This is a genomic window from Shewanella sp. DC2-4 (assembly GCF_013248875.1).
Classification (GTDB): Bacteria; Pseudomonadota; Gammaproteobacteria; order Enterobacterales; family Shewanellaceae; genus Shewanella; species Shewanella oncorhynchi.
The window spans coordinates 184,431-204,328 of the sequence record NZ_JABRVR010000002.1 but is presented as its reverse complement, the minus strand read 5'-3'; the positions used below and the strand labels follow the sequence as shown (position 1 = coordinate 204,328).

The following is a 19,898-nucleotide window of genomic DNA, read 5'->3' as shown; positions in this document are numbered from 1 at the left end:
CCGGCTCTCCTATTTACCACGAGGCTTGCGCTTAGGTTGCTGCTGCTTCGGCTCTTCAATCTGTGGCAGCATTCCGTCTAGAACTTCACCTTTGAAGATCCAAACTTTAACGCCAATCACACCGTATTGGGTGTGACTTTCAGATGTAGAATAGTCGATATCAGCACGCAAAGTATGTAAAGGTACACGACCTTCACGATACCACTCATCGCGCGCAATCTCAGCTCCGCCTAAACGGCCACTAACTTGTACTTTGATACCTTGAGCACCAATACGCATTGCGTTTTGAACTGCGCGCTTCATAGCACGACGGAACATTACGCGACGCTCTAATTGCTGTGCAATTGAGTCAGCAACTAACTTGGCATCTAGCTCAGGTTTACGGATCTCAGCGATGTTAATTTGAGCAGGAGTGCCAGCAAGTTTTGACACTGCAGCACGCAATACTTCAACGTCTTCACCTTTCTTACCGATCACAACACCTGGACGGGCAGTGTGAATGGTAACGCGGATGCTTTTCGCTGGACGCTCGATAACAATCTTAGATACTGAAGCAGCTTGTAATTTCTCTACAAGAAACTTACGCACTTCCCAGTCGCTGTTCAGGTTACTTGCGTAATCTGATTTATCTGCGTACCAGGTAGAGATCCAAGGCTTGGTGATACCCAGACGGATACCATTAGGATGTACTTTCTGTCCCATTGCTCTCTCCTAGCGATCTGATACAACCACAGTAATGTGGCTGGTACGCTTCATGATACGATCAGCGCGGCCTTTAGCACGTGGCATGATACGCTTCATAGTTGGGCCTTCATCTACGAAGACGGCTCCGACTTTAAGCTCATCAATATCCGCGCCTTCGTTGTGTTCGGCGTTTGCGATAGCTGAGTCAAGTACTTTTTTAACCAGTACGGCGGCTTTCTTGGGGCTGAAAGTCAAAATTTCGAGGGCCTTAGCAACAGGCAATCCACGAATTTGATCAGCAACCAGACGGGCCTTCTGCGCAGACGTACGGGCAAAACGATGTTTAGCTAAAACTTCCATCTTATTCCTCCCGTATTAACGCTTCTTCGCTTTCTTATCTGCAGCATGGCCGCGATAAGTGCGAGTTGGTGAAAATTCACCAAGTTTGTGGCCGATCATTTCGTCAGTTACGAACACAGGAACGTGCTGACGACCATTATGGACAGCGATGGTCAAACCAATCATATTTGGAATGATCATAGAGCGACGTGACCAAGTCTTAATAGGCTTTTTGTCACCGGCTTCCATCGCTTTCTCTACCTTCTTCAGCAAGTGCAGGTCAATGAAGGGACCTTTCTTGAGAGAACGTGGCATGGCGAATCCTCTTACTATTTATTACGACGACGTACGATGTACTTGTCAGTGCGCTTGTTACTACGAGTTTTATAACCCTTAGTTGGCACACCCCATGGAGTCACTGGGTGACGACCACCAGAAGTACGGCCTTCACCACCACCGTGTGGATGGTCTACTGGGTTCATTGCAACACCACGCACTGTAGGACGTATGCCTCTCCAGCGCTTAGCACCTGCTTTACCTAACTGGCGTAGCATGTGTTCGGCATTACCAACTTCACCAAATGTCGCGCGGCAATCAACTGGCACTTTACGCATTTCGCCAGAGCGAAGACGTAGAGTGGCATATGCGCCATCACGAGCAACAACTTGTACATAAGCACCTGCAGAACGAGCGATCTGAGCACCTTTACCAGGCTTCATTTCAACTGCGTGAACTACAGAACCTACTGGGATGTTGCGCAGTGGCATAGCGTTACCGGTTTTGATCTCGGCAGCAACACCAGACTGGATCTTATCGCCAGCTTGCATGCCTTTGGCAGCAAGAATATAACGACGCTCACCATCCGCATACAATACTAACGCGATGTTAGCAGTACGGTTTGGATCGTATTCCAGACGCTCAATCTTTGCAGGGATACCATCTTTATCGCGTTTGAAGTCGATTAGACGATAATGCTGCTTATGACCACCACCTACGTGACGGACAGTGATACGGCCAGTATTGTTACGGCCACCACTTTTAGATTTTTTCGCCAACAAGCCAGCAAAAGGTTTACCCTTGTGCAGGTCAGTGTTCACCACTTTAACTACGTGGCGACGACCTGGAGAGGTTGGCTTACACTTAATAACTGCCATGATAATTCTCCTTTGCTTACTCAGCGCCGCCGACGAAATCGATGTCAGCACCAGCAGCTAGAGTCACATAGGCTTTTTTCCAATCGCTACGACGACCAGTACGGCCACCAGTGCGTTTAGTTTTGCCTTTGCTCACTAAAGTGCGAACTGAATCAACTTCAACTTCAAATAGCTTAGCAACAGCAGCTTTAATTTCAGCTTTAGTTGCATCGATAGCTACGCGGAAAACAACAGTGTTGTGCTTCTCAGCGTTCACAGTGCTCTTTTCAGAGATATGTGGTGCGAGAATAACTTTTAGCAAACGTTCTTCGCGGATCATCATGCTAGCATCTCCTCGATTTGCTTCACTGCGTCAGCAGTCACAAGCACAGTGTTGAAAGCGATCAGACTCACTGGGTCTAGACCCGCTACATCACGAACGTCAACCTTGTACAGGTTACGAGCTGCTAAGAATAAGTTCTCATCAACTTCTGCAGTCACAATCAGAACGTCTTCAAGGTTCATTGCTTTCAATTTAGCTTTCAGCTCTTTAGTTTTAGGAGCTTCAACACCGAAAGATTCAACAATAACCAAACGCTCTTGACGTACCAATTCAGACAGAATGCTTCTCAGCGCACCGCGGTACATCTTTTTGTTAACTTTTTGGCTGTGATCTTGGGTTTTAGCAGCGAATGTTACGCCACCGCCACGCCAGATTGGGCCTTTAACAGAACCAGCACGAGCACGGCCAGTTCCTTTTTGGCGCCAAGGCTTTTTGCCTGAGCCAGTTACTTCCGCACGAGTCTTTTGAGCACGAGTGCCCTGACGCGCGTTTGCAGCGTATGCTACAACTACCTGATGAACCAGTGCCTCGTTAAAGTCACGGCCGAAGGTAGTTTCGGAAACTTCAAGAGCGCTTTGCGCGTCTTTCAATACCAATTCCATTACTATCTCCTCAGACCTTAAGCTTTAACGGCAGGCTTGATAATCAAGTCGCCATTGGTAGCGCCAGGAACAGCGCCACGGACTAGTAGCAGGTTACGCTCAACATCTACACGAACAACAACTAGATTTTGAGTAGTAACACGCTCGGCACCCATATGGCCTGACATTTTTTTGCCTTTGAATACGCGACCAGGCGTTTGGTTCTGACCGATAGAACCATTCGAGCGGTGCGACAAAGAGTTACCGTGAGTCATATCTTGAGTACGGAAGTTCCAACGCTTAACGCCGCCTTGGAAGCCTTTACCTTTTGATTGACCAGTAACATCAACTTTCGCTACGTCTGCGAAAATATCAACATTTAGCTCAGCACCAACTTCAATGCCCTCGCCTTCACCGTCTACCAAACGCATTTCCCACAAACCACGACCGGCTTCAACGCCGCTCTTGGCAAAGTGACCTGCTTCTGGTTTAGTGATGCGATTGGCTTTTTTGGTGCCAGTTGTAACTTGAAGTGCACGGTAGCCGTCAGTTTCTAAAGTTTTCACTTGAGTAACACGGTTGCCTGCAACTTCAATTACAGTAACTGGTATTGAAACACCATCTTCAGTGAAGATGCGAGTCATACCAACTTTACGACCAATAAGACCGATAGCCATCTCTCAAACCTCTTCTTACTAGGATCTCAATTAACCCAAGCTAATCTGTACGTCGACACCAGCCGCAAGATCTAAACGCATTAACGCGTCAACAGTCTTTTCAGTTGGCTCTACGATGTCAACCAGGCGCTTGTGTGTACGTAATTCGTACTGGTCACGAGCATCTTTATTAACGTGCGGAGAGATCAAAATGGTATAACGCTCTTTGCGAGTAGGTAGTGGAATTGGACCACGAACCTGCGCGCCTGTACGCTTAGCAGTTTCAACGATTTCCGCTGTAGACTGATCAATTAAGCGATGATCAAATCCCTTTAAGCGGATACGGATTCTTTGGTTCTGCATTGACCAGAGCTCCTAAAATGGACATATAAAAAATCACCCTCTAGCTTCTTCAATATAGAAAAGCAGAGCGAGATGATTTAACCGTTCGACTCCCAATCGGAGCCGCTATGATAATGATTAACTTCAGCGACTAATCATTTAATTCGTCAACCTAAGTCGACGAGGGGGCCATTATACCTATCTAAATCCGGATATCAAGCCCGCTGTGTAAATAGTCATCAAATAACTATTTAACTTCAGAGTGGCGAGCATTTTACACAAATTTGTGAATAAAACCAGCCCTCAAACAAAAAAGGAAGCCGAAGCTTCCTTTTCAAACTAATCTCTATCGCAATTAAGCGATGATTTTAGCTACTACACCAGCACCAACTGTACGACCACCTTCACGGATTGCGAAGCGTAAACCTTCGTCCATCGCGATTGGGCAAATCAGAGTCACTACCATTTTGATGTTGTCGCCAGGCATTACCATCTCTACGCCTTCTGGCAGTTCGATAGTACCGGTTACGTCAGTTGTACGGAAGTAGAACTGTGGACGGTAGCCTTTGAAGAATGGAGTGTGACGTCCGCCTTCTTCTTTTGACAGAACGTAAACTTCTGATTCAAAAGTCGTGTGTGGGTTGATTGAACCTGGTTTAGCCAATACTTGACCACGTTCTACGTCATCACGCTTAGTACCACGTAATAACACACCACAGTTCTCGCCTGCACGACCTTCGTCAAGCAGTTTACGGAACATTTCTACACCAGTACACGTTGTTTTAGTCGTTGTGCGAACACCAACGATTTCAACTTCGTCACCCACTTTAACAATACCACGCTCAACACGACCAGTAACTACTGTACCACGGCCTGAAATTGAGAATACGTCTTCGATTGGCAGTAGGAACGGCTTATCGATGTCACGTTGTGGTTCTGGAATGTAAGAATCCAGTGCTGCGGCTAATTCAAGGATCTTAGCTTCCCACTCTGGTTGACCTTCTAGGGCCTTCAGAGCTGAACCTTGGATTACTGGTAAATCATCACCTGGGAAATCGTATTCTGACAGAAGTTCACGCACTTCCATTTCAACCAATTCCAGTAACTCTTCGTCATCTACCATGTCACATTTGTTCATGAACACGATGATGAAAGGTACGCCAACCTGACGAGAAAGCAGGATGTGCTCACGAGTCTGTGGCATTGGACCGTCTGTAGAGGCAACTACTAGAATCGCGCCGTCCATCTGTGCAGCACCAGTGATCATGTTTTTAACATAGTCAGCGTGGCCTGGGCAGTCTACGTGTGCGTAGTGACGTGAAGGCGTGTCATATTCGATGTGAGAGGTATTGATCGTAATACCGCGCTCACGCTCTTCTGGAGCGTTATCGATTTGAGAGAAGTCTTTAGCTTCGCCACCGTAGGTCTTAGCCAGTACGTGAGAGATAGCTGCAGTCAGTGTGGTTTTACCATGGTCAACGTGACCAATGGTGCCCACGTTTACGTGAGGCTTAATACGTTCAAATTTAGCTTTTGCCACGATATATTCCTTTCTTTTCAGAATAGTCCAGTCAGTGCTGGACCATAATAACATTTATGTCGTAACTGGATATTAGCTACGAGATTCAATAATCGCTTTTGCAATGTTTTGCGGTGCATCAGAGTACTTCAAGAACTCCATAGAGTATGAAGCGCGACCCTGTGTAGCAGAGCGCAAATCAGTTGCATAACCAAACATTTCAGAAAGAGGCACTACAGCATGGACTATTTTGATGCCACCAAAGCCATCATCCATCCCTTCAATCAAGCCACGACGACGGTTTAAATCACCAACGACGTCACCCATATAATTTTCAGGGGTAGTTACTTCTACTTTCATGCAAGGTTCGAGCAACGCCGGATTCGCTTCAAGCGCACCCTTTTTGAAGCCCATAGAACCTGCAATTTTGAACGCCATCTCATTCGAGTCCACATCATGATATGAACCGTCGAACAGAGTGACCTTCACGTCCAACACAGGGAAGCCAGCGAGAACGCCATTCTTCATCTGTTCTTGGATACCTTTATCAACCGCAGGAATGAATTCACGAGGAATCACACCTCCCACAACTGCATTGACAAATTCGTAACCAGCGCCTTCTTCATTAGGCTCTAGTTTTAACCAAACGTGACCGAATTGTCCACGACCACCTGATTGGCGTACAAATTTACCTTCAGCTTCTACTGATGCTCGGATAGTTTCGCGGTAGGCCACTTGTGGCTTACCTACGTTACATTCAACACCGAATTCGCGACGCATACGGTCTACGATGATGTCTAAGTGTAACTCACCCATACCCGAAATCAGAGTTTGTGATGATTCTTCGTCAGTTTCAACTCGGAATGATGGATCTTCCGCTGCAAGTTTTTGCAACGCGATACCCATTTTGTCCTGATCGGCTTTTGACTTAGGCTCAACGGCAATGGTAATTACTGGCTCTGGGAACTCCATACGTTCCAAGATCACTCTATGATCGTTATCACAAAGCGTATCACCCGTAGTCACTTCTTTTAGACCAATCGCCGCTGCGATATCACCAGCACGGACTTCTTTCAGTTCAGTGCGATCGTTTGCGTGCATTTGCACCATGCGACCTACGCGTTCACGCTTCTGTTTGACAGAGTTGTAAACGCCCGAACCTGATTCGAGTACGCCTGAGTACACGCGAATAAAGGTCAAAGTTCCTACGAATGGATCTGTAGCAATCTTAAATGCCAATGCAGCAAAAGGCGCATTGTCATCTGATGGGCGTTCTACTTCTTGGTCGTTCTCATCGATGCCCTTAATTGGAGGCACATCAATTGGCGCTGGCAAGAATTCAATAACCGCATCAAGTACCGCTTGAACGCCTTTGTTCTTAAATGCAGAACCACAAGTCGCTAAAACGATTTCATTATTTATAGTACGCTGACGTAGCGCCTTTTTAATTTCGTCTTCTGATAGCGTGCCTTCTTCAAGGTACTTATCCATCAGTTCATCCGAAGATTCGGCTGCTACTTCAACCAGATACTCATGCATTTCAGCCGCTTTAGCTGCTAACTCTGCAGGGATCTCCTCATAAGTGAAAGTCATACCCTGGTCTGATTCATTCCAGTTAATTGCTTTCATCTTGATTAAGTCGATCACGCCTTTGAAGTTTTCTTCTGCACCAATATTCAATTGAATAGGCACACAAGTGGCTCCAAGACGAGTTCTAATTTGCTTCACTACACGTTCAAAGTCTGCACCTGCACGGTCCATCTTGTTGATAAATACCAAACGTGGAACGCGGTATTTATCAGCTTGACGCCACACTGTTTCTGACTGAGGTTCAACACCAGATGAACCACAGAAAACGACAACAGCACCGTCGAGGACGCGCAGAGACCGTTCAACTTCAATAGTAAAGTCAACGTGACCAGGGGTATCGATGATATTGATGCGGTGTTCAGTGAATTGAGCATCCATACCACGCCAGAATGTGGTTACCGCAGCCGAGGTGATAGTGATACCACGCTCTTGCTCTTGAACCATCCAGTCTGTGGTAGCGGCGCCGTCATGCACCTCACCGATTTTATGAGACAAACCGGTATAGAACAGAACACGTTCTGTTGTGGTGGTTTTACCTGCGTCAACATGAGCACAAATACCGATATTACGATAACGCTCAATTGGGGTTGTACGAGCCACGATTATACCCTCTCCACCAAGACCTAAGTCTTGGCAATATCAACAACTATGGTGTGGGCCTAAGCCCACACCATCATATTACCAACGGTAATGAGCAAAGGCTTTGTTAGCTTCAGCCATGCGATGCACGTCTTCACGCTTCTTAACAGCAGTACCTTTGTTTTCAGACGCATCCAGCATTTCACCTGCCAGACGTAAAGCCATAGATTTTTCACCACGCTTACGAGCAGCTTCAACTAACCAGCGCATCGCCAGTGCGTTACGACGCACAGGACGAACTTCACATGGTACCTGGTACGTAGAACCACCAACGCGACGAGATTTAACTTCGACTGATGGGCGAACGTTGTCCAGGGCTGCTTCAAGGATAACTAAATGGTTTTCGCTTTTCTTTTCAGCGACAACATCTAGTGCCTTGTAAATAATTTTTTCTGCAGTCGACTTTTTGCCGTCTTGCATAATGACGTTGATGAACTTAGCCAGCAACTCACTGTGAAACTTTGGATCTGGTAGGATTTTACGTTGTCCTACAACGCGACGTCTTGGCATAACAATTCTCCGTATGCTTCAGGGATTTCCAAAACTGGAATTCTCAAAATAAAACTAGCTTGGCCTTACTTAACGGATAAGTTAAGACTTAGGACGCTTAGCACCGTATTTAGAACGGCTTTGGCGACGTGAAGTCACGCCTGCACAGTCTAATGCGCCACGAATAGTGTGATAACGCACACCTGGTAAGTCTTTAACACGACCACCACGGATTAAGATCACGCTATGTTCCTGCAGGTTGTGGCCTTCACCGCCGATGTACGAAGTAACTTCGAAACCGTTAGTTAGACGCACACGAGCTACTTTACGTAGTGCAGAGTTAGGTTTTTTAGGGGTAGTAGTGTACACACGTGTACAAACACCACGTTTTTGCGGGCACGCATTCAACGCAGGCACGTTAGTCTTGTCGACTTTTGGCGCGCGTGGCTTACGTACCAACTGGTTTACAGTTGCCATGTATAGCTCCGAGTCAGTTGAATCAAACTCAACGATAAGGTGTGAAAAATCTATATCCCACAATGGTGGGACGCGGAATTTTAGAAAGGTAATGCCTGACTGTCAAGAAATAGCCAACTTTTGCGGCATATTACAAGAAAAAAGGCGCCATAGGCGCCTTTTTATAACAAACTTATTACTTAATCTTGGCTACCAGCCAAGTTTAAGAGATCGGCCAAGTTCTGTTCGGCTTCACTTGCAGTGATCTTGTTCACTACTACAGGTTCGTTTTTCTTCGCACGCGCTTCATTACGAGTCTTGTGATAAGCGTAACCAGTACCGGCTGGGATCAGTCGGCCAACGATAACGTTTTCTTTCAGACCACGTAATTGATCGCTCTTACCACCGACGGCGGCTTCGGTCAGTACGCGCGTAGTTTCTTGGAACGATGCTGCTGAGATAAAGGATTCTGTTGCCAGAGATGCTTTAGTAATACCCAGTAGTTCACGTTCAAAGGTCGCAGGCACTTTACCTTGGGCGATCAGTTCGCGGTTAGCGATCTTCACGCGTGACACTTCAGCTTGTTCCCCTTCGAGGAAGTCAGTGTCACCGGCAGAAGTGATAAGACACTTACGCAGCATCTGACGGATGATCACTTCGATATGCTTATCGTTGATCTTCACGCCTTGCAGACGGTAAACGTCCTGTACTTCGTTCACAATGTAGTTTGCTACGTTGTGGATACCACGAAGACGCAGAATGTCGTGTGCCGCTTCTGGACCGTCAGCGATAACTTCACCACGTTCGACTTTTTCACCTTCGAACACGTTTAAGTTACGCCACTTAGGGATCATCTCTTCATAATGATCGCCGCCATCAGCAGGTGTAATCACCAAACGACGCTTACCTTTGGTCTCTTTACCAAACGAGATGGTACCAGAGATTTCCGCCAGAATAGCAGGCTCTTTTGGCTTACGCGCTTCGAACAAGTCAGCAACGCGTGGCAGACCACCGGTGATGTCGCGAGTTTTAGACGATTCCTGAGGAATACGAGCTAATGCATCACCCACGTTGATTTGCGCGTTATCTTCTAAGTTAACGATCGCACTACCTGGTAAGAAGTATTGTGCTGGCACTTCAGTACCTGGGATCATCAAGTCAGCACCATTAGCGCCAAGCAGACGGATCATTGGGCGCATTTCTTTACCCGCAGTACCACGCTGACCAACGTCAAGGATCACGATTGATGACAGACCCGTTAGTTCGTCTGTTTGACGTGTCATAGTGACACCGTCAATCATGTCTACGAACTTGATACTACCCGCCACTTCAGAAATGATTGGGTGAGTATGTGGATCCCAGTTAGCGATAACATCGCCCGCTTCAACAGCCGCTTCTTCTAGTTTCTCGAGCACAGTACCGTATGGCACTTTATAACGCTCTTTCTCACGACCCAGCTCGTCAATAACGGCCAGTTCAGAAGAACGAGAAACGATAACCAGTTTGCCGTCACTGTTAGTAACATGCTTAGCATTATGCAGTTTCAATGAACCCGAGTTTTTCACTTGGACATTGTTTTCTGCAGACGCTCTAGATGCCGCACCACCGATGTGGAACGTACGCATCGTTAACTGTGTACCTGGTTCACCGATAGATTGTGCTGCCACAACACCGATGGCTTCACCGTGGTTAATAATATGACCACGAGCCAAGTCACGACCGTAACAGGCTGCACACACACCGAAATCGGTATCACAAGAAATAACAGAACGTACAATCACTTCGTCGATTGAATGCTCTTCTAACTTGTCACACCATGCTTCGTCGAGTAGCGTGTTACGTGGTGCTAATACGTCTTCAGTGCCTGGATAGAACACATCAATCGCAACCACACGACCCAGTACGCGTTCACGTAACGGCTCAACCACATCACCACCTTCAATCAGCGGTTTCATGGTTAGACCTTCGTGAGTACCACAATCGTCTTCGATAACCACTAAATCTTGTGCAACGTCTACAAGACGACGAGTCAGGTAACCCGAGTTCGCTGTCTTCAATGCCGTATCGGCTAGACCTTTACGCGCACCGTGAGTAGAAATAAAGTACTGGAGTACGTTTAGACCTTCACGGAAGTTAGCGGTAATTGGCGTTTCGATGATTGAGCCGTCTGGCTTAGCCATCAGACCACGCATACCCGCCAACTGACGGATCTGTGCGGCACTACCACGAGCGCCTGAGTCAGCCATCATATAGATGCTGTTAAACGAGGCTTGTTTCTCTTCAACGCCATCACGGTTAATCACTGTCTCAGTTGACAGGTTTTCCATCATAGCTTTAGAAACTTTTTCGTTGGCACTTGCCCAGATATCGATAACTTTGTTGTAACGCTCACCGGCTGTGACTAGACCAGATTGGAACTGCTCTTGAATTTCAAGAACTTCCGCTTCTGCATCAGCAACTAAGGTGTATTTCTCGTCTGGAATAACCATGTCATCGATACCGACAGAGGCACCAGAGATGGTTGCAAAACGGAAACCGGTATACATCAATTGGTCAGCGAAGATAACAGTATCTTTCAGACCCAGTTGACGATAACAGGTGTTCAACAGTTTAGAGATCTGCTTTTTGCCCATGTTCTGGTTAACCAGATCAAATGACAAACCTGCTGGCAGAATAAGTGACAGCAAAGCACGACCAACAGTCGTATCAACGATACGGCGTTGTTCAGTGCGCTCACCATCGTCACCAATAATGGTTTCAGTGATACGAACTTTAACGCGGGCATGCAGTTCAGCAGCGCCAGTTGCGTAAGCTTTTTCAACTTCAGCAACAGACATAAATGCCATACCTTCACCACGGCCGTTAATACGCTCACGGCTGGTATAGTACAGGCCCAATACCACGTCTTGAGACGGGGTGATAACAGGCTCGCCGTTGGCTGGTGACAGGATGTTGTTGGTAGACATCATCAGGGCACGGGCTTCAAGCTGCGCTTCCAGTGTTAACGGTACGTGTACCGCCATTTGGTCACCGTCGAAGTCGGCGTTGTATGCCGCACAAACGAGTGGGTGTAACTGGATCGCTTTACCTTCAATCAGTACAGGTTCGAACGCTTGGATACCCAGTCTGTGCAGTGTTGGTGCACGGTTGAGCATCACTGGATGTTCGCGGATCACTTCATCCAGAACGTCCCAAACTTCCGCTACTTCACGCTCAACCATCTTCTTAGCCGCTTTGATAGTAGTAGCTAAGCCACGACCTTCTAGCTTGCCATAGATGAATGGCTTGAACAGTTCCAGTGCCATCTTCTTAGGAAGACCACATTGGTGCAGACGTAGAGTAGGACCTACGGTAATTACCGAACGACCAGAATAGTCAACGCGCTTACCCAACAAGTTCTGACGGAAACGACCTTGCTTACCTTTGATCATATCAGCCAAAGATTTCAGAGGACGCTTGTTAGAACCGGTAATAGCACGGCCACGACGACCGTTATCTAATAGCGCATCAACAGACTCTTGTAACATACGCTTTTCGTTGCGTACGATAATGTCTGGCGCAGCTAAATCTAACAGACGCTTCAAACGGTTGTTACGGTTGATCACGCGGCGATACAGGTCGTTAAGATCTGAAGTCGCGAAGCGGCCGCCATCGAGCGGTACCAACGGACGTAAGTCAGGTGGTAACACAGGCAGTACTTTTAAGATCATCCACTCAGGCTTGTTGCCTGAAGTGTAGAATGCTTCCATCAACTTAAGACGTTTAGTCACTTTCTTGCGACGAGTCTCAGAATTGATTGAAGGCAATTCTTCACGCATTTGTTCGATTTCTTTCGCTAAATCGATAGCACGTAACAGTTCAAGTACTGCTTCGGCACCCATTTTAGCTTCGAACTCATCACCGTATTCTTCTAATGCATCCAGATAAGTTTCTTCTGTCAGCATTTGGCCACGTTCAAGGCTGGTCATGCCAGGCTCGATCACGACAAATGATTCAAAATACAGTACGCGTTCGATATCACGCAGCGTCATATCCAGCATTAAGCCAATACGTGACGGCAGTGATTTTAAGAACCAAATGTGCGCAACTGGGCTAGCCAGTTCGATGTGACCCATACGCTCACGACGTACTTTAGTTTGGGTTACTTCAACGCCACACTTTTCACAAATAACACCACGGTGCTTCAAACGTTTGTACTTACCGCACAAACATTCGTAATCTTTGACTGGGCCAAAGATACGCGCACAGAACAGACCTTCACGCTCAGGCTTGAAGGTACGGTAGTTGATGGTTTCTGGCTTCTTAACTTCACCAAAAGACCAAGAACGGATCAGATCAGGCGATGCCAGACCAATTTTGATGCCGTTAAATTCTTCAGTCTTGCTTTGCTGTTTCAGAAACTTTAATAAGTCTTTCACGTTTCTCTCCTGAAGGAGTTAAACCGGGTGCTCCGCTTGCACGGAGCACCATTCTGTTTGCCAAACGCGGCTAAAGGCCTGCGCTTATGCCTGATCCAACTCGATATTAATACCGAGTGAACGGATCTCCTTCAGTAACACGTTGAAGGACTCTGGCATGCCAGGTTGCATCTGATGGTTACCGTCGACGATGTTCTTATACATCTGAGTACGACCGTTAACGTCATCCGATTTAACAGTGAGCATTTCTTGAAGCGTATAAGCGGCACCGTATGCTTCTAGTGCCCACACTTCCATCTCACCGAAACGCTGACCACCGAACTGAGCTTTACCGCCCAGTGGTTGTTGAGTCACTAAGCTGTACGAACCGGTAGAACGGGCGTGCATCTTGTCATCAACTAAGTGGTTCAGTTTGAGCATGTACATGTAACCTACCGTTACTTGACGCTCAAATTCGTTACCGGTACGACCATCAAACAACTTCAACTGACCAGAGGTTGGCAAACCTGCAAGTTCAAGCATCTGCTTGATCTCTTTCTCTTTAGCACCGTCGAATGCAGGAGTTGCAATCGGGATACCGCCTTTCAGGTTAGTCGCAAGACGTAATACTTCATCATCAGTGAATGAATCGATATCGACGCGCTGCTGCACTTCGTCACCTAATTCATAAACTTGCTTGATGTAACCACGAACTTCAGCCAGCTCACGCTGTTCTTCAAGCATCGCAGTGATCTTGTTACCAATGCCTTTGGCAGCGGCGCCCATATGGACTTCAAGTACCTGACCAATGTTCATACGTGATGGAACACCTAGCGGGTTCAATACGATGTCTACTGGGTTACCTTGTTCGTCATATGGCATGTCTTCGATTGGGCAAATCTTAGAGATAACACCCTTGTTACCGTGACGACCCGCCATCTTGTCACCAGGTTGGATAGTACGCTTAACCGCTAAGTAAACCTTAACGATTTTGAGTACGCCTGGCGCCAAGTCATCACCTTGGGTGATCTTGCGACGTTTGATTTCAAACTTCTTATCGAAGTCAGCTTTCAGCTCTTCATGCTGTTCAGCTAATTGCTCAAGTTCAGTTTGTTTTGCTTCATCGTCAATGACTTGAACCAATACATCTTTACGTGGCAACGCAGCAATTTGCGCTTCAGTGAAACCAGCACCGATTAACAAGTTACGCGCACGGCTCAATACACCTTCTTCAAGGATCTTGAACTCTTCGCCTAAGTCTTTACGAGCTTGGGCAATGTGCATCTCTTCGATTTCAACTGCACGCTTGTCTTTTTCAACGCCGTCACGGGTAAATACCTGAACGTCGATGATAGTGCCCTTAACAGAGTTAGGAACACGCAGTGAACTGTCTTTAACATCAGACGCTTTCTCACCGAAGATAGCACGGAGTAACTTCTCTTCTGGCGTTAGCTGTGTTTCGCCTTTTGGCGTCACTTTACCAACCAGAATATCGCCACCCTTCACTTCTGCACCAATGTAAACGATACCTGACTCGTCGAGTTTCGACAGAGCAGATTCACCTACGTTTGGAATATCAGCCGTAATTTCTTCGCTACCCAGTTTGGTATCACGAGCAATACAAGACAGCTCCTGAATGTGGATAGTGGTGAAACGGTCTTCTTGCGCTACACGCTCAGAAATTAAGATCGAGTCTTCGAAGTTGTAACCGTTCCAAGGCATGAATGCGATACGCATGTTCTGGCCAAGGGCTAAGTCACCTAAGTCAGTAGACGGACCGTCTGCTAACACGTCACCACGAACGACTGGCTCACCAACAGCACAACAAGGGCGTTGGTTGATACAAGTGTTTTGGTTAGAACGGGTGTATTTAGTCAGGTTATAAATGTCGATACCGGCTTCGCCTGGGCGCAGCTCATCTTCATTTACTTTAACAACGATGCGGCTCGCATCAACGTAGTCTACAAAACCACCACGTTTAGCAACAACCACAACACCAGAGTCAACAGCCAAAGTACGTTCAATACCAGTACCTACTAGCGGCTTTTCAGAGCGCAGAGTGGGTACGGCTTGACGTTGCATGTTCGCACCCATCAAGGCACGGTTAGCATCGTCGTGTTCTAAGAACGGGATCAGTGACGCAGCAACAGAAATAATCTGTTGTGGCGAAACGTCCATATACTGGATGTCAGCAGCGCGCATAAAGGTTGATTCACCTTTATGACGACAAGCAATTTGCTCTTCTGCCATACGACCGCTAGCGTCAACTTCGATGTTCGCCTGTGCAATCACATAACGACCTTCTTCAATTGCTGACAAGTATTCCACTTCGTCAGTAATCACGCCGTCGATAACCTTGCGGTATGGCGTTTCTAGGAAGCCGTAGGAGTTAGTACGGGCAAAACTTGCTAATGAGTTGATTAGGCCAATGTTTGGACCTTCAGGGGTCTCAATTGGACATAAACGACCATAATGCGTTGGATGTACGTCGCGGACTTCGAAGCCTGCACGTTCACGAGTCAAACCACCAGGGCCAAGAGCAGAAATACGACGCTTATGCGTTACTTCTGACAGCGGGTTGTTTTGGTCCATGAATTGTGACAGCTGAGAAGAACCGAAGAACTCTTTCACTGCAGCAGAAATTGGCTTAGCGTTGATCAAGTCTTGTGGCATCAGCTCATTCAGATCACCTAAAGACAGACGTTCACGCACGGCGCGCTCAACACGGACTAAACCAACACGGAATTGGTTTTCAGCCATTTCACCGACGCTACGAATACGACGGTTACCTAAGTGATCGATGTCATCGACTTCGTCGAAACCGTTACGGATATGAATGATGTTCTTCATTACCGCGACGATGTCTTCTTTAGACAATACACCGCTACCTTCGTCATCAGGAATGCTGAGACGACGGTTGAACTTCATACGACCTACTTTAGACAGGTCATAACGCTCTTCACTGAAGAACAAGTTCTGGAATAGTGCTTCGGCAGCATCTTTGGTTGGTGGCTCGCCAGGACGCATCATACGATAGATCTCAACCAGCGCTTCTAAGCGGTTAGTGGTTGAATCGATACGCAGCGTATCTGAAATATAAGCACCATGATCTAGCTCGTTGATATACAACGTACTGATATCTTTAATACCGGCCAATGATAGTTTAGCCAGATCTTCTAAGCTAATTTCACTGTTGGCAGAGACTAAAACTTCACCTGTGTCCGGATCGATATAATCTTGAGCAGCATATTTGCCCACGATATATTCAACTGGCACTTCAAGCTCAGTGGTATTGGTCTTTTCTAACTGACGAATGTGACGCGCAGTAATACGACGTCCCGCTTCAACCAGTACAGAACCTTCAGCATCCTTGATGTCATAGCTGGCAGTTTCGCCACGCAGACGTTCAGGCACCAAAGACATGACCAGAGTATCTTTCTTGATCTTGAACTCAACGCGTTCGAAGAACAGATCGAGGATCTCTTGAGTAGAATATTCTAATGCACGTAACATGATGGTCGCAGGCAGTTTGCGGCGACGGTCAATACGCACAAATAGTGCATCTTTAGGATCGAATTCAAAGTCAAGCCATGAACCACGGTAAGGAATAATACGTGCGTTATACAGCACCTTACCTGATGAGTGGGTTTTACCACGGTCATGATCAAAGAACACGCCTGGAGAACGGTGTAATTGAGATACGATTACACGCTCAGTACCGTTGATAACAAAAGTACCGTTATCCGTCATCAATGGGATATCACCCATGTAGACTTCTTGTTCTTTAATATCTTTTACTGTGCCCGCCGCTGCTTCACGGTCATACAACACCATGCGTAATTTAACGCGTAGTGGAGCTGAATACGTAACACCACGGATCTGACACTCTTTCACATCAAAAACAGGCTCGCCAAGCTTATAGCTGACGTATTGCAGTTCTGAGTTACCAGAAAAGCTCTTGATGGGAAAAACGCTACGGAAGGCGGCTTCTAAACCGCGCTCACCGGTAGGATCTTGATCGGTGAACTTCTTAAAAGAGTCTAGCTGGATAGACAATAAATAAGGGATATCCAAAACTTTTGGACGCTTACCAAAGTCTTTGCGAATACGCTTCTTTTCAGAATAGGAGTAAACCATGGGTTTCCTCTGCTTACGAGATGTGACCAAGACTGAATAAATAACTTAAGTTATTAAAATTCAGCACGTTTGCCCATCACCGTTGATGGCAAGAACCTAACCAGTAATCTCTGCTAGGGACTGCAAAATTTGGCGACAAACGGTGAAAAAAAATCGCCAGCGCATATAGCGCAAAAAAGGCCGACGGTTAAAAAACCGCCAGCCTCCACCCAAGTGGCTTGGGTGAGCAAGCTAAATAATAGCTTACTTAATTTCTACAGAAGCACCAGCTTCAGTAAGTTCTTTCTTCAGAGCTTCAGCTTCTTCTTTAGAAACGCCTTCTTTAACTGCTACTGGAGCAGCTTCAGACATAGCTTTAGCTTCTTTCAGGCCTAAACCAGTTGCGCCACGGATGGCTTTAATAACTGCAACTTTGTTGTCGCCGTGAGCAGTCAGAACTACGTTGAATTCTGTTTGTTCTTCAACAACAACTGCTTCTGCACCGCCAGAAACAACAGCAGCAGCGGCAGAAACGCCGAACTTCTCTTCCATAGCTTCGATCAGTTCAACAACTTCCATTACAGACATAGCTGCAAAGGCTTCTAAGATTTGGTCTTTAGTGATAGACATAACAAATGTTTCCTATTGTTCTGAATTCAATTTTATTAAGCAGCCAGCTTGAAATTAAGCGGCTTCTTGTTTTTGATCGCGCAGGGCGGCCAGTGTACGAACGAACTTGCCAGCAGATGCTTCTTTCATAGTCATCATTAACTGAGCTAGTGCTTCTTCGTATGTTGGCAGTTTCGCCAAACGATCAATTTCAGCTGCAGGGATGAAATTCCCTTCAAAGGCTGCGCCTTTAACTTCGAAGTTAGCTTGTTCTTTAGCAAAGTCTTTTAACAGACGTGCTGCAGCACCTGGGTGCTCTAAAGAAAACGCAATCAAAGTTGGGCCAGTGAACGTTTCTGCTAGGCACTCAAAAGCAGTACCTTCAACAGCACGACGAGCTAGCGTGTTACGTACTACACGTACATATACACCAGCTTCGCGAGCTTTTTTACGCAGACCGGTCATAGCACCTACAGTCACACCGCGAGAATCAGCGGCAACTGCAGATAGCGCACCTTTGGCAGCTTCGTTGACTTCAGCAACAATCGCTTTTTTGTCTTCGAGTCTTAATGCCATTGGCTTTACTCCTGGATTCTACCTAGGGTATTCCCTAGTATTTACCATACTAAATACTTATGTATTTAGTGACTTACGGTGCAGATTATCCAGTAAAAAATTTTAGCTGGGGCCTGACACCGTCTACGCAGGAAATTAAGTTATTTTTACAAAAAACACCTGCGGTCTTGGACGGAAACCTGAGTTAAACTCCGCCTAAACGGAAGATAAAACAGGCTTCAACCCACAAAGTGCGCGCATTATAGACTAATGCACCCGCTTTGTAAAATTATAGAGTTGTTTCAAGCGTAGCTTGATCAACTGCAACACCTGCACCCATAGTGGTAGAGATGCTGATCTTTTTCACGAAAATGCCTTTAGCAACTGCAGGCTTAGCCTTTTTCAGTGCTGACACTAACGCTTCCAAGTTTTCTTTCAATTGAACTGGTGTGAAATCCACTTTACCGATAGTAGTGTGGATAATACCGTTCTTGTCGTTACGGTAACGAACTTGACCCGCTTTGGCGTTCTTAACAGCTTCAGCAACGTTTGGCGTTACTGTACCTGTTTTAGGGTTAGGCATTAAACCACGTGGGCCTAAGATTTGACCTAACATACCAACAACGCGCATTGCATCTGGAGATGCGATAACTACGTCAAAATTCATTTCACCGGCTTTGATTTTCTCAGCCAGATCATCCATACCAACTAGCTCAGCGCCAGCAGCTTTAGCAGCTTCAGCATTTGCACCTTGTGTAAATACTGCAACGCGAACGTCACGACCAGTACCATGTGGCAACACTGTTGCACCACGAACGTTTTGGTCAGATTTACGTGGGTCAATACCCAGGTTAACTGCTACGTCTACACTTTCAACGAATTTTGCAGTTGCTAATTCTTTTAACAGAGCAACAGCTTCGTTGATATCGTAGCTTTTAGTACCGTCAACTTTCTCGCGAATTACGCGCATGCGTTTAGTTAGCTTTGCCATTATATTAATCCTCTACAACCAAACCCATTGAACGCGCAGTACCTTCGATTGAGCGAGTCATCGCTTCAATGTCAGCACCAGTCATATCGGCAGCTTTAAGTTCAGCAATTTCTTGAACTTTAGCGCGAGCGATAGTACCCACTTTCTGAGTGTTTGGACGTGGAGAACCTGATTTCAGGCCTGCAGCAGTCTTCAGTAAGTAAGACGCTGGAGAAGTCTTGGTTTCAAAAGTGAATGAACGGTCACTGTATACAGTGATCACGACTGGAATAGGCATGCCTTTTTCCATTTTTTCTGTACGGGCGTTAAACGCTTTACAGAATTCCATGATGTTCACACCTTTTTGACCCAAAGCTGGACCAACTGGTGGTGACGGGTTCGCAGAACCGGATTTTACTTGTAGCTTAATATAAGCATCAATCTTCTTTGCCATCTGACATTTCCTCAGTTTGGGTTCAA

The 19,898-nt window shown here is 46.4% G+C and carries 18 protein-coding genes; all 18 read right to left on the bottom strand.

The genetic code is table 11. The features are described from left to right. Positions 1-9: 9 nt before the first annotated feature. Positions 10-702: a 30S ribosomal protein S3 gene (gene rpsC, locus HQQ92_RS01415; RefSeq protein ID WP_006083594.1), complete on the bottom strand. Its 693-nt coding sequence runs from the start codon at positions 700-702 to the stop codon at positions 10-12. 9 nt (positions 703-711) lie between these two features. Next, entirely contained in the window at positions 712-1,044 is a 333-nt protein-coding gene (rplV, locus tag HQQ92_RS01410) for a 50S ribosomal protein L22 (RefSeq protein ID WP_006083595.1), read from the bottom strand. 15 nt (positions 1,045-1,059) lie between these two features. After that, on the bottom strand, positions 1,060-1,338 hold the full coding sequence (gene rpsS, locus HQQ92_RS01405) for a 30S ribosomal protein S19 (RefSeq protein ID WP_006083596.1): 279 nt from the start codon (positions 1,336-1,338) through the stop codon (positions 1,060-1,062). Positions 1,339-1,352: 14 nt separating this feature from the next. Then, complete coding sequence (gene rplB / locus HQQ92_RS01400; RefSeq protein WP_006083597.1) at positions 1,353-2,177, bottom strand: 50S ribosomal protein L2; 825 nt, start codon at positions 2,175-2,177, stop codon at positions 1,353-1,355. A 16-nt stretch (positions 2,178-2,193) separates the two neighbouring features. Continuing rightward, on the bottom strand, positions 2,194-2,496 hold the full coding sequence (rplW, locus tag HQQ92_RS01395) for a 50S ribosomal protein L23 (protein WP_025008843.1): 303 nt from the start codon (positions 2,494-2,496) through the stop codon (positions 2,194-2,196). After that, entirely contained in the window at positions 2,496-3,101 is a 606-nt protein-coding gene (rplD, locus tag HQQ92_RS01390; protein WP_113941598.1) for a 50S ribosomal protein L4, read from the bottom strand. Before rplD ends, rplW begins: the two co-directional genes overlap by 1 nt. 17 nt (positions 3,102-3,118) lie before the next feature. Next, complete coding sequence (rplC, locus tag HQQ92_RS01385; protein ID WP_006083600.1) at positions 3,119-3,757, bottom strand: 50S ribosomal protein L3; 639 nt, start codon at positions 3,755-3,757, stop codon at positions 3,119-3,121. Between the two features lie 30 nt (positions 3,758-3,787). Then, on the bottom strand, positions 3,788-4,099 hold the full coding sequence (rpsJ, locus tag HQQ92_RS01380; protein WP_006083601.1) for a 30S ribosomal protein S10: 312 nt from the start codon (positions 4,097-4,099) through the stop codon (positions 3,788-3,790). A 334-nt stretch (positions 4,100-4,433) separates the two neighbouring features. Beyond that, positions 4,434-5,618: an elongation factor Tu gene (gene tuf / locus HQQ92_RS01375; RefSeq protein ID WP_105251028.1), complete on the bottom strand. Its 1,185-nt coding sequence runs from the start codon at positions 5,616-5,618 to the stop codon at positions 4,434-4,436. A 72-nt stretch (positions 5,619-5,690) separates the two neighbouring features. Beyond that, a complete protein-coding gene (fusA, locus tag HQQ92_RS01370; protein ID WP_006083603.1) occupies positions 5,691-7,787 on the bottom strand; it encodes an elongation factor G in 2,097 nt (698 codons plus the stop codon). 78 nt (positions 7,788-7,865) lie between these two features. Further along, positions 7,866-8,336 (bottom strand): 30S ribosomal protein S7, encoded by a 471-nt coding sequence (rpsG, locus tag HQQ92_RS01365; protein ID WP_011787570.1) that lies wholly within the window; start codon positions 8,334-8,336, stop codon positions 7,866-7,868. An 81-nt stretch (positions 8,337-8,417) separates the two neighbouring features. Further along, positions 8,418-8,792: a 30S ribosomal protein S12 gene (rpsL, locus tag HQQ92_RS01360; protein WP_006083605.1), complete on the bottom strand. Its 375-nt coding sequence runs from the start codon at positions 8,790-8,792 to the stop codon at positions 8,418-8,420. Between the two features lie 179 nt (positions 8,793-8,971). Further along, positions 8,972-13,189 carry a DNA-directed RNA polymerase subunit beta' gene (gene rpoC / locus HQQ92_RS01355; RefSeq protein WP_105251033.1) on the bottom strand — a complete coding sequence of 1,406 codons (4,218 nt, stop codon included), beginning with the start codon at positions 13,187-13,189 and terminating at the stop codon, positions 8,972-8,974. Between the two features lie 84 nt (positions 13,190-13,273). Next, the gene (gene rpoB, locus HQQ92_RS01350) at positions 13,274-17,305 is read right to left on the bottom strand and encodes a DNA-directed RNA polymerase subunit beta (RefSeq protein ID WP_105251032.1); all 4,032 of its coding nucleotides are present in this window, start codon (positions 17,303-17,305) and stop codon (positions 13,274-13,276) included. Between the two features lie 243 nt (positions 17,306-17,548). Continuing rightward, complete coding sequence (gene rplL / locus HQQ92_RS01345; protein ID WP_105251031.1) at positions 17,549-17,914, bottom strand: 50S ribosomal protein L7/L12; 366 nt, start codon at positions 17,912-17,914, stop codon at positions 17,549-17,551. A gap of 54 nt (positions 17,915-17,968) precedes the next feature. Next, positions 17,969-18,469: a 50S ribosomal protein L10 gene (rplJ, locus tag HQQ92_RS01340; protein WP_006083609.1), complete on the bottom strand. Its 501-nt coding sequence runs from the start codon at positions 18,467-18,469 to the stop codon at positions 17,969-17,971. Between the two features lie 268 nt (positions 18,470-18,737). Next, entirely contained in the window at positions 18,738-19,439 is a 702-nt protein-coding gene (gene rplA, locus HQQ92_RS01335; protein ID WP_105251030.1) for a 50S ribosomal protein L1, read from the bottom strand. 4 nt (positions 19,440-19,443) lie between these two features. Beyond that, a complete protein-coding gene (rplK, locus tag HQQ92_RS01330; RefSeq protein WP_006083611.1) occupies positions 19,444-19,872 on the bottom strand; it encodes a 50S ribosomal protein L11 in 429 nt (142 codons plus the stop codon). Between the last annotated feature and the right edge of the window lie 26 nt (positions 19,873-19,898).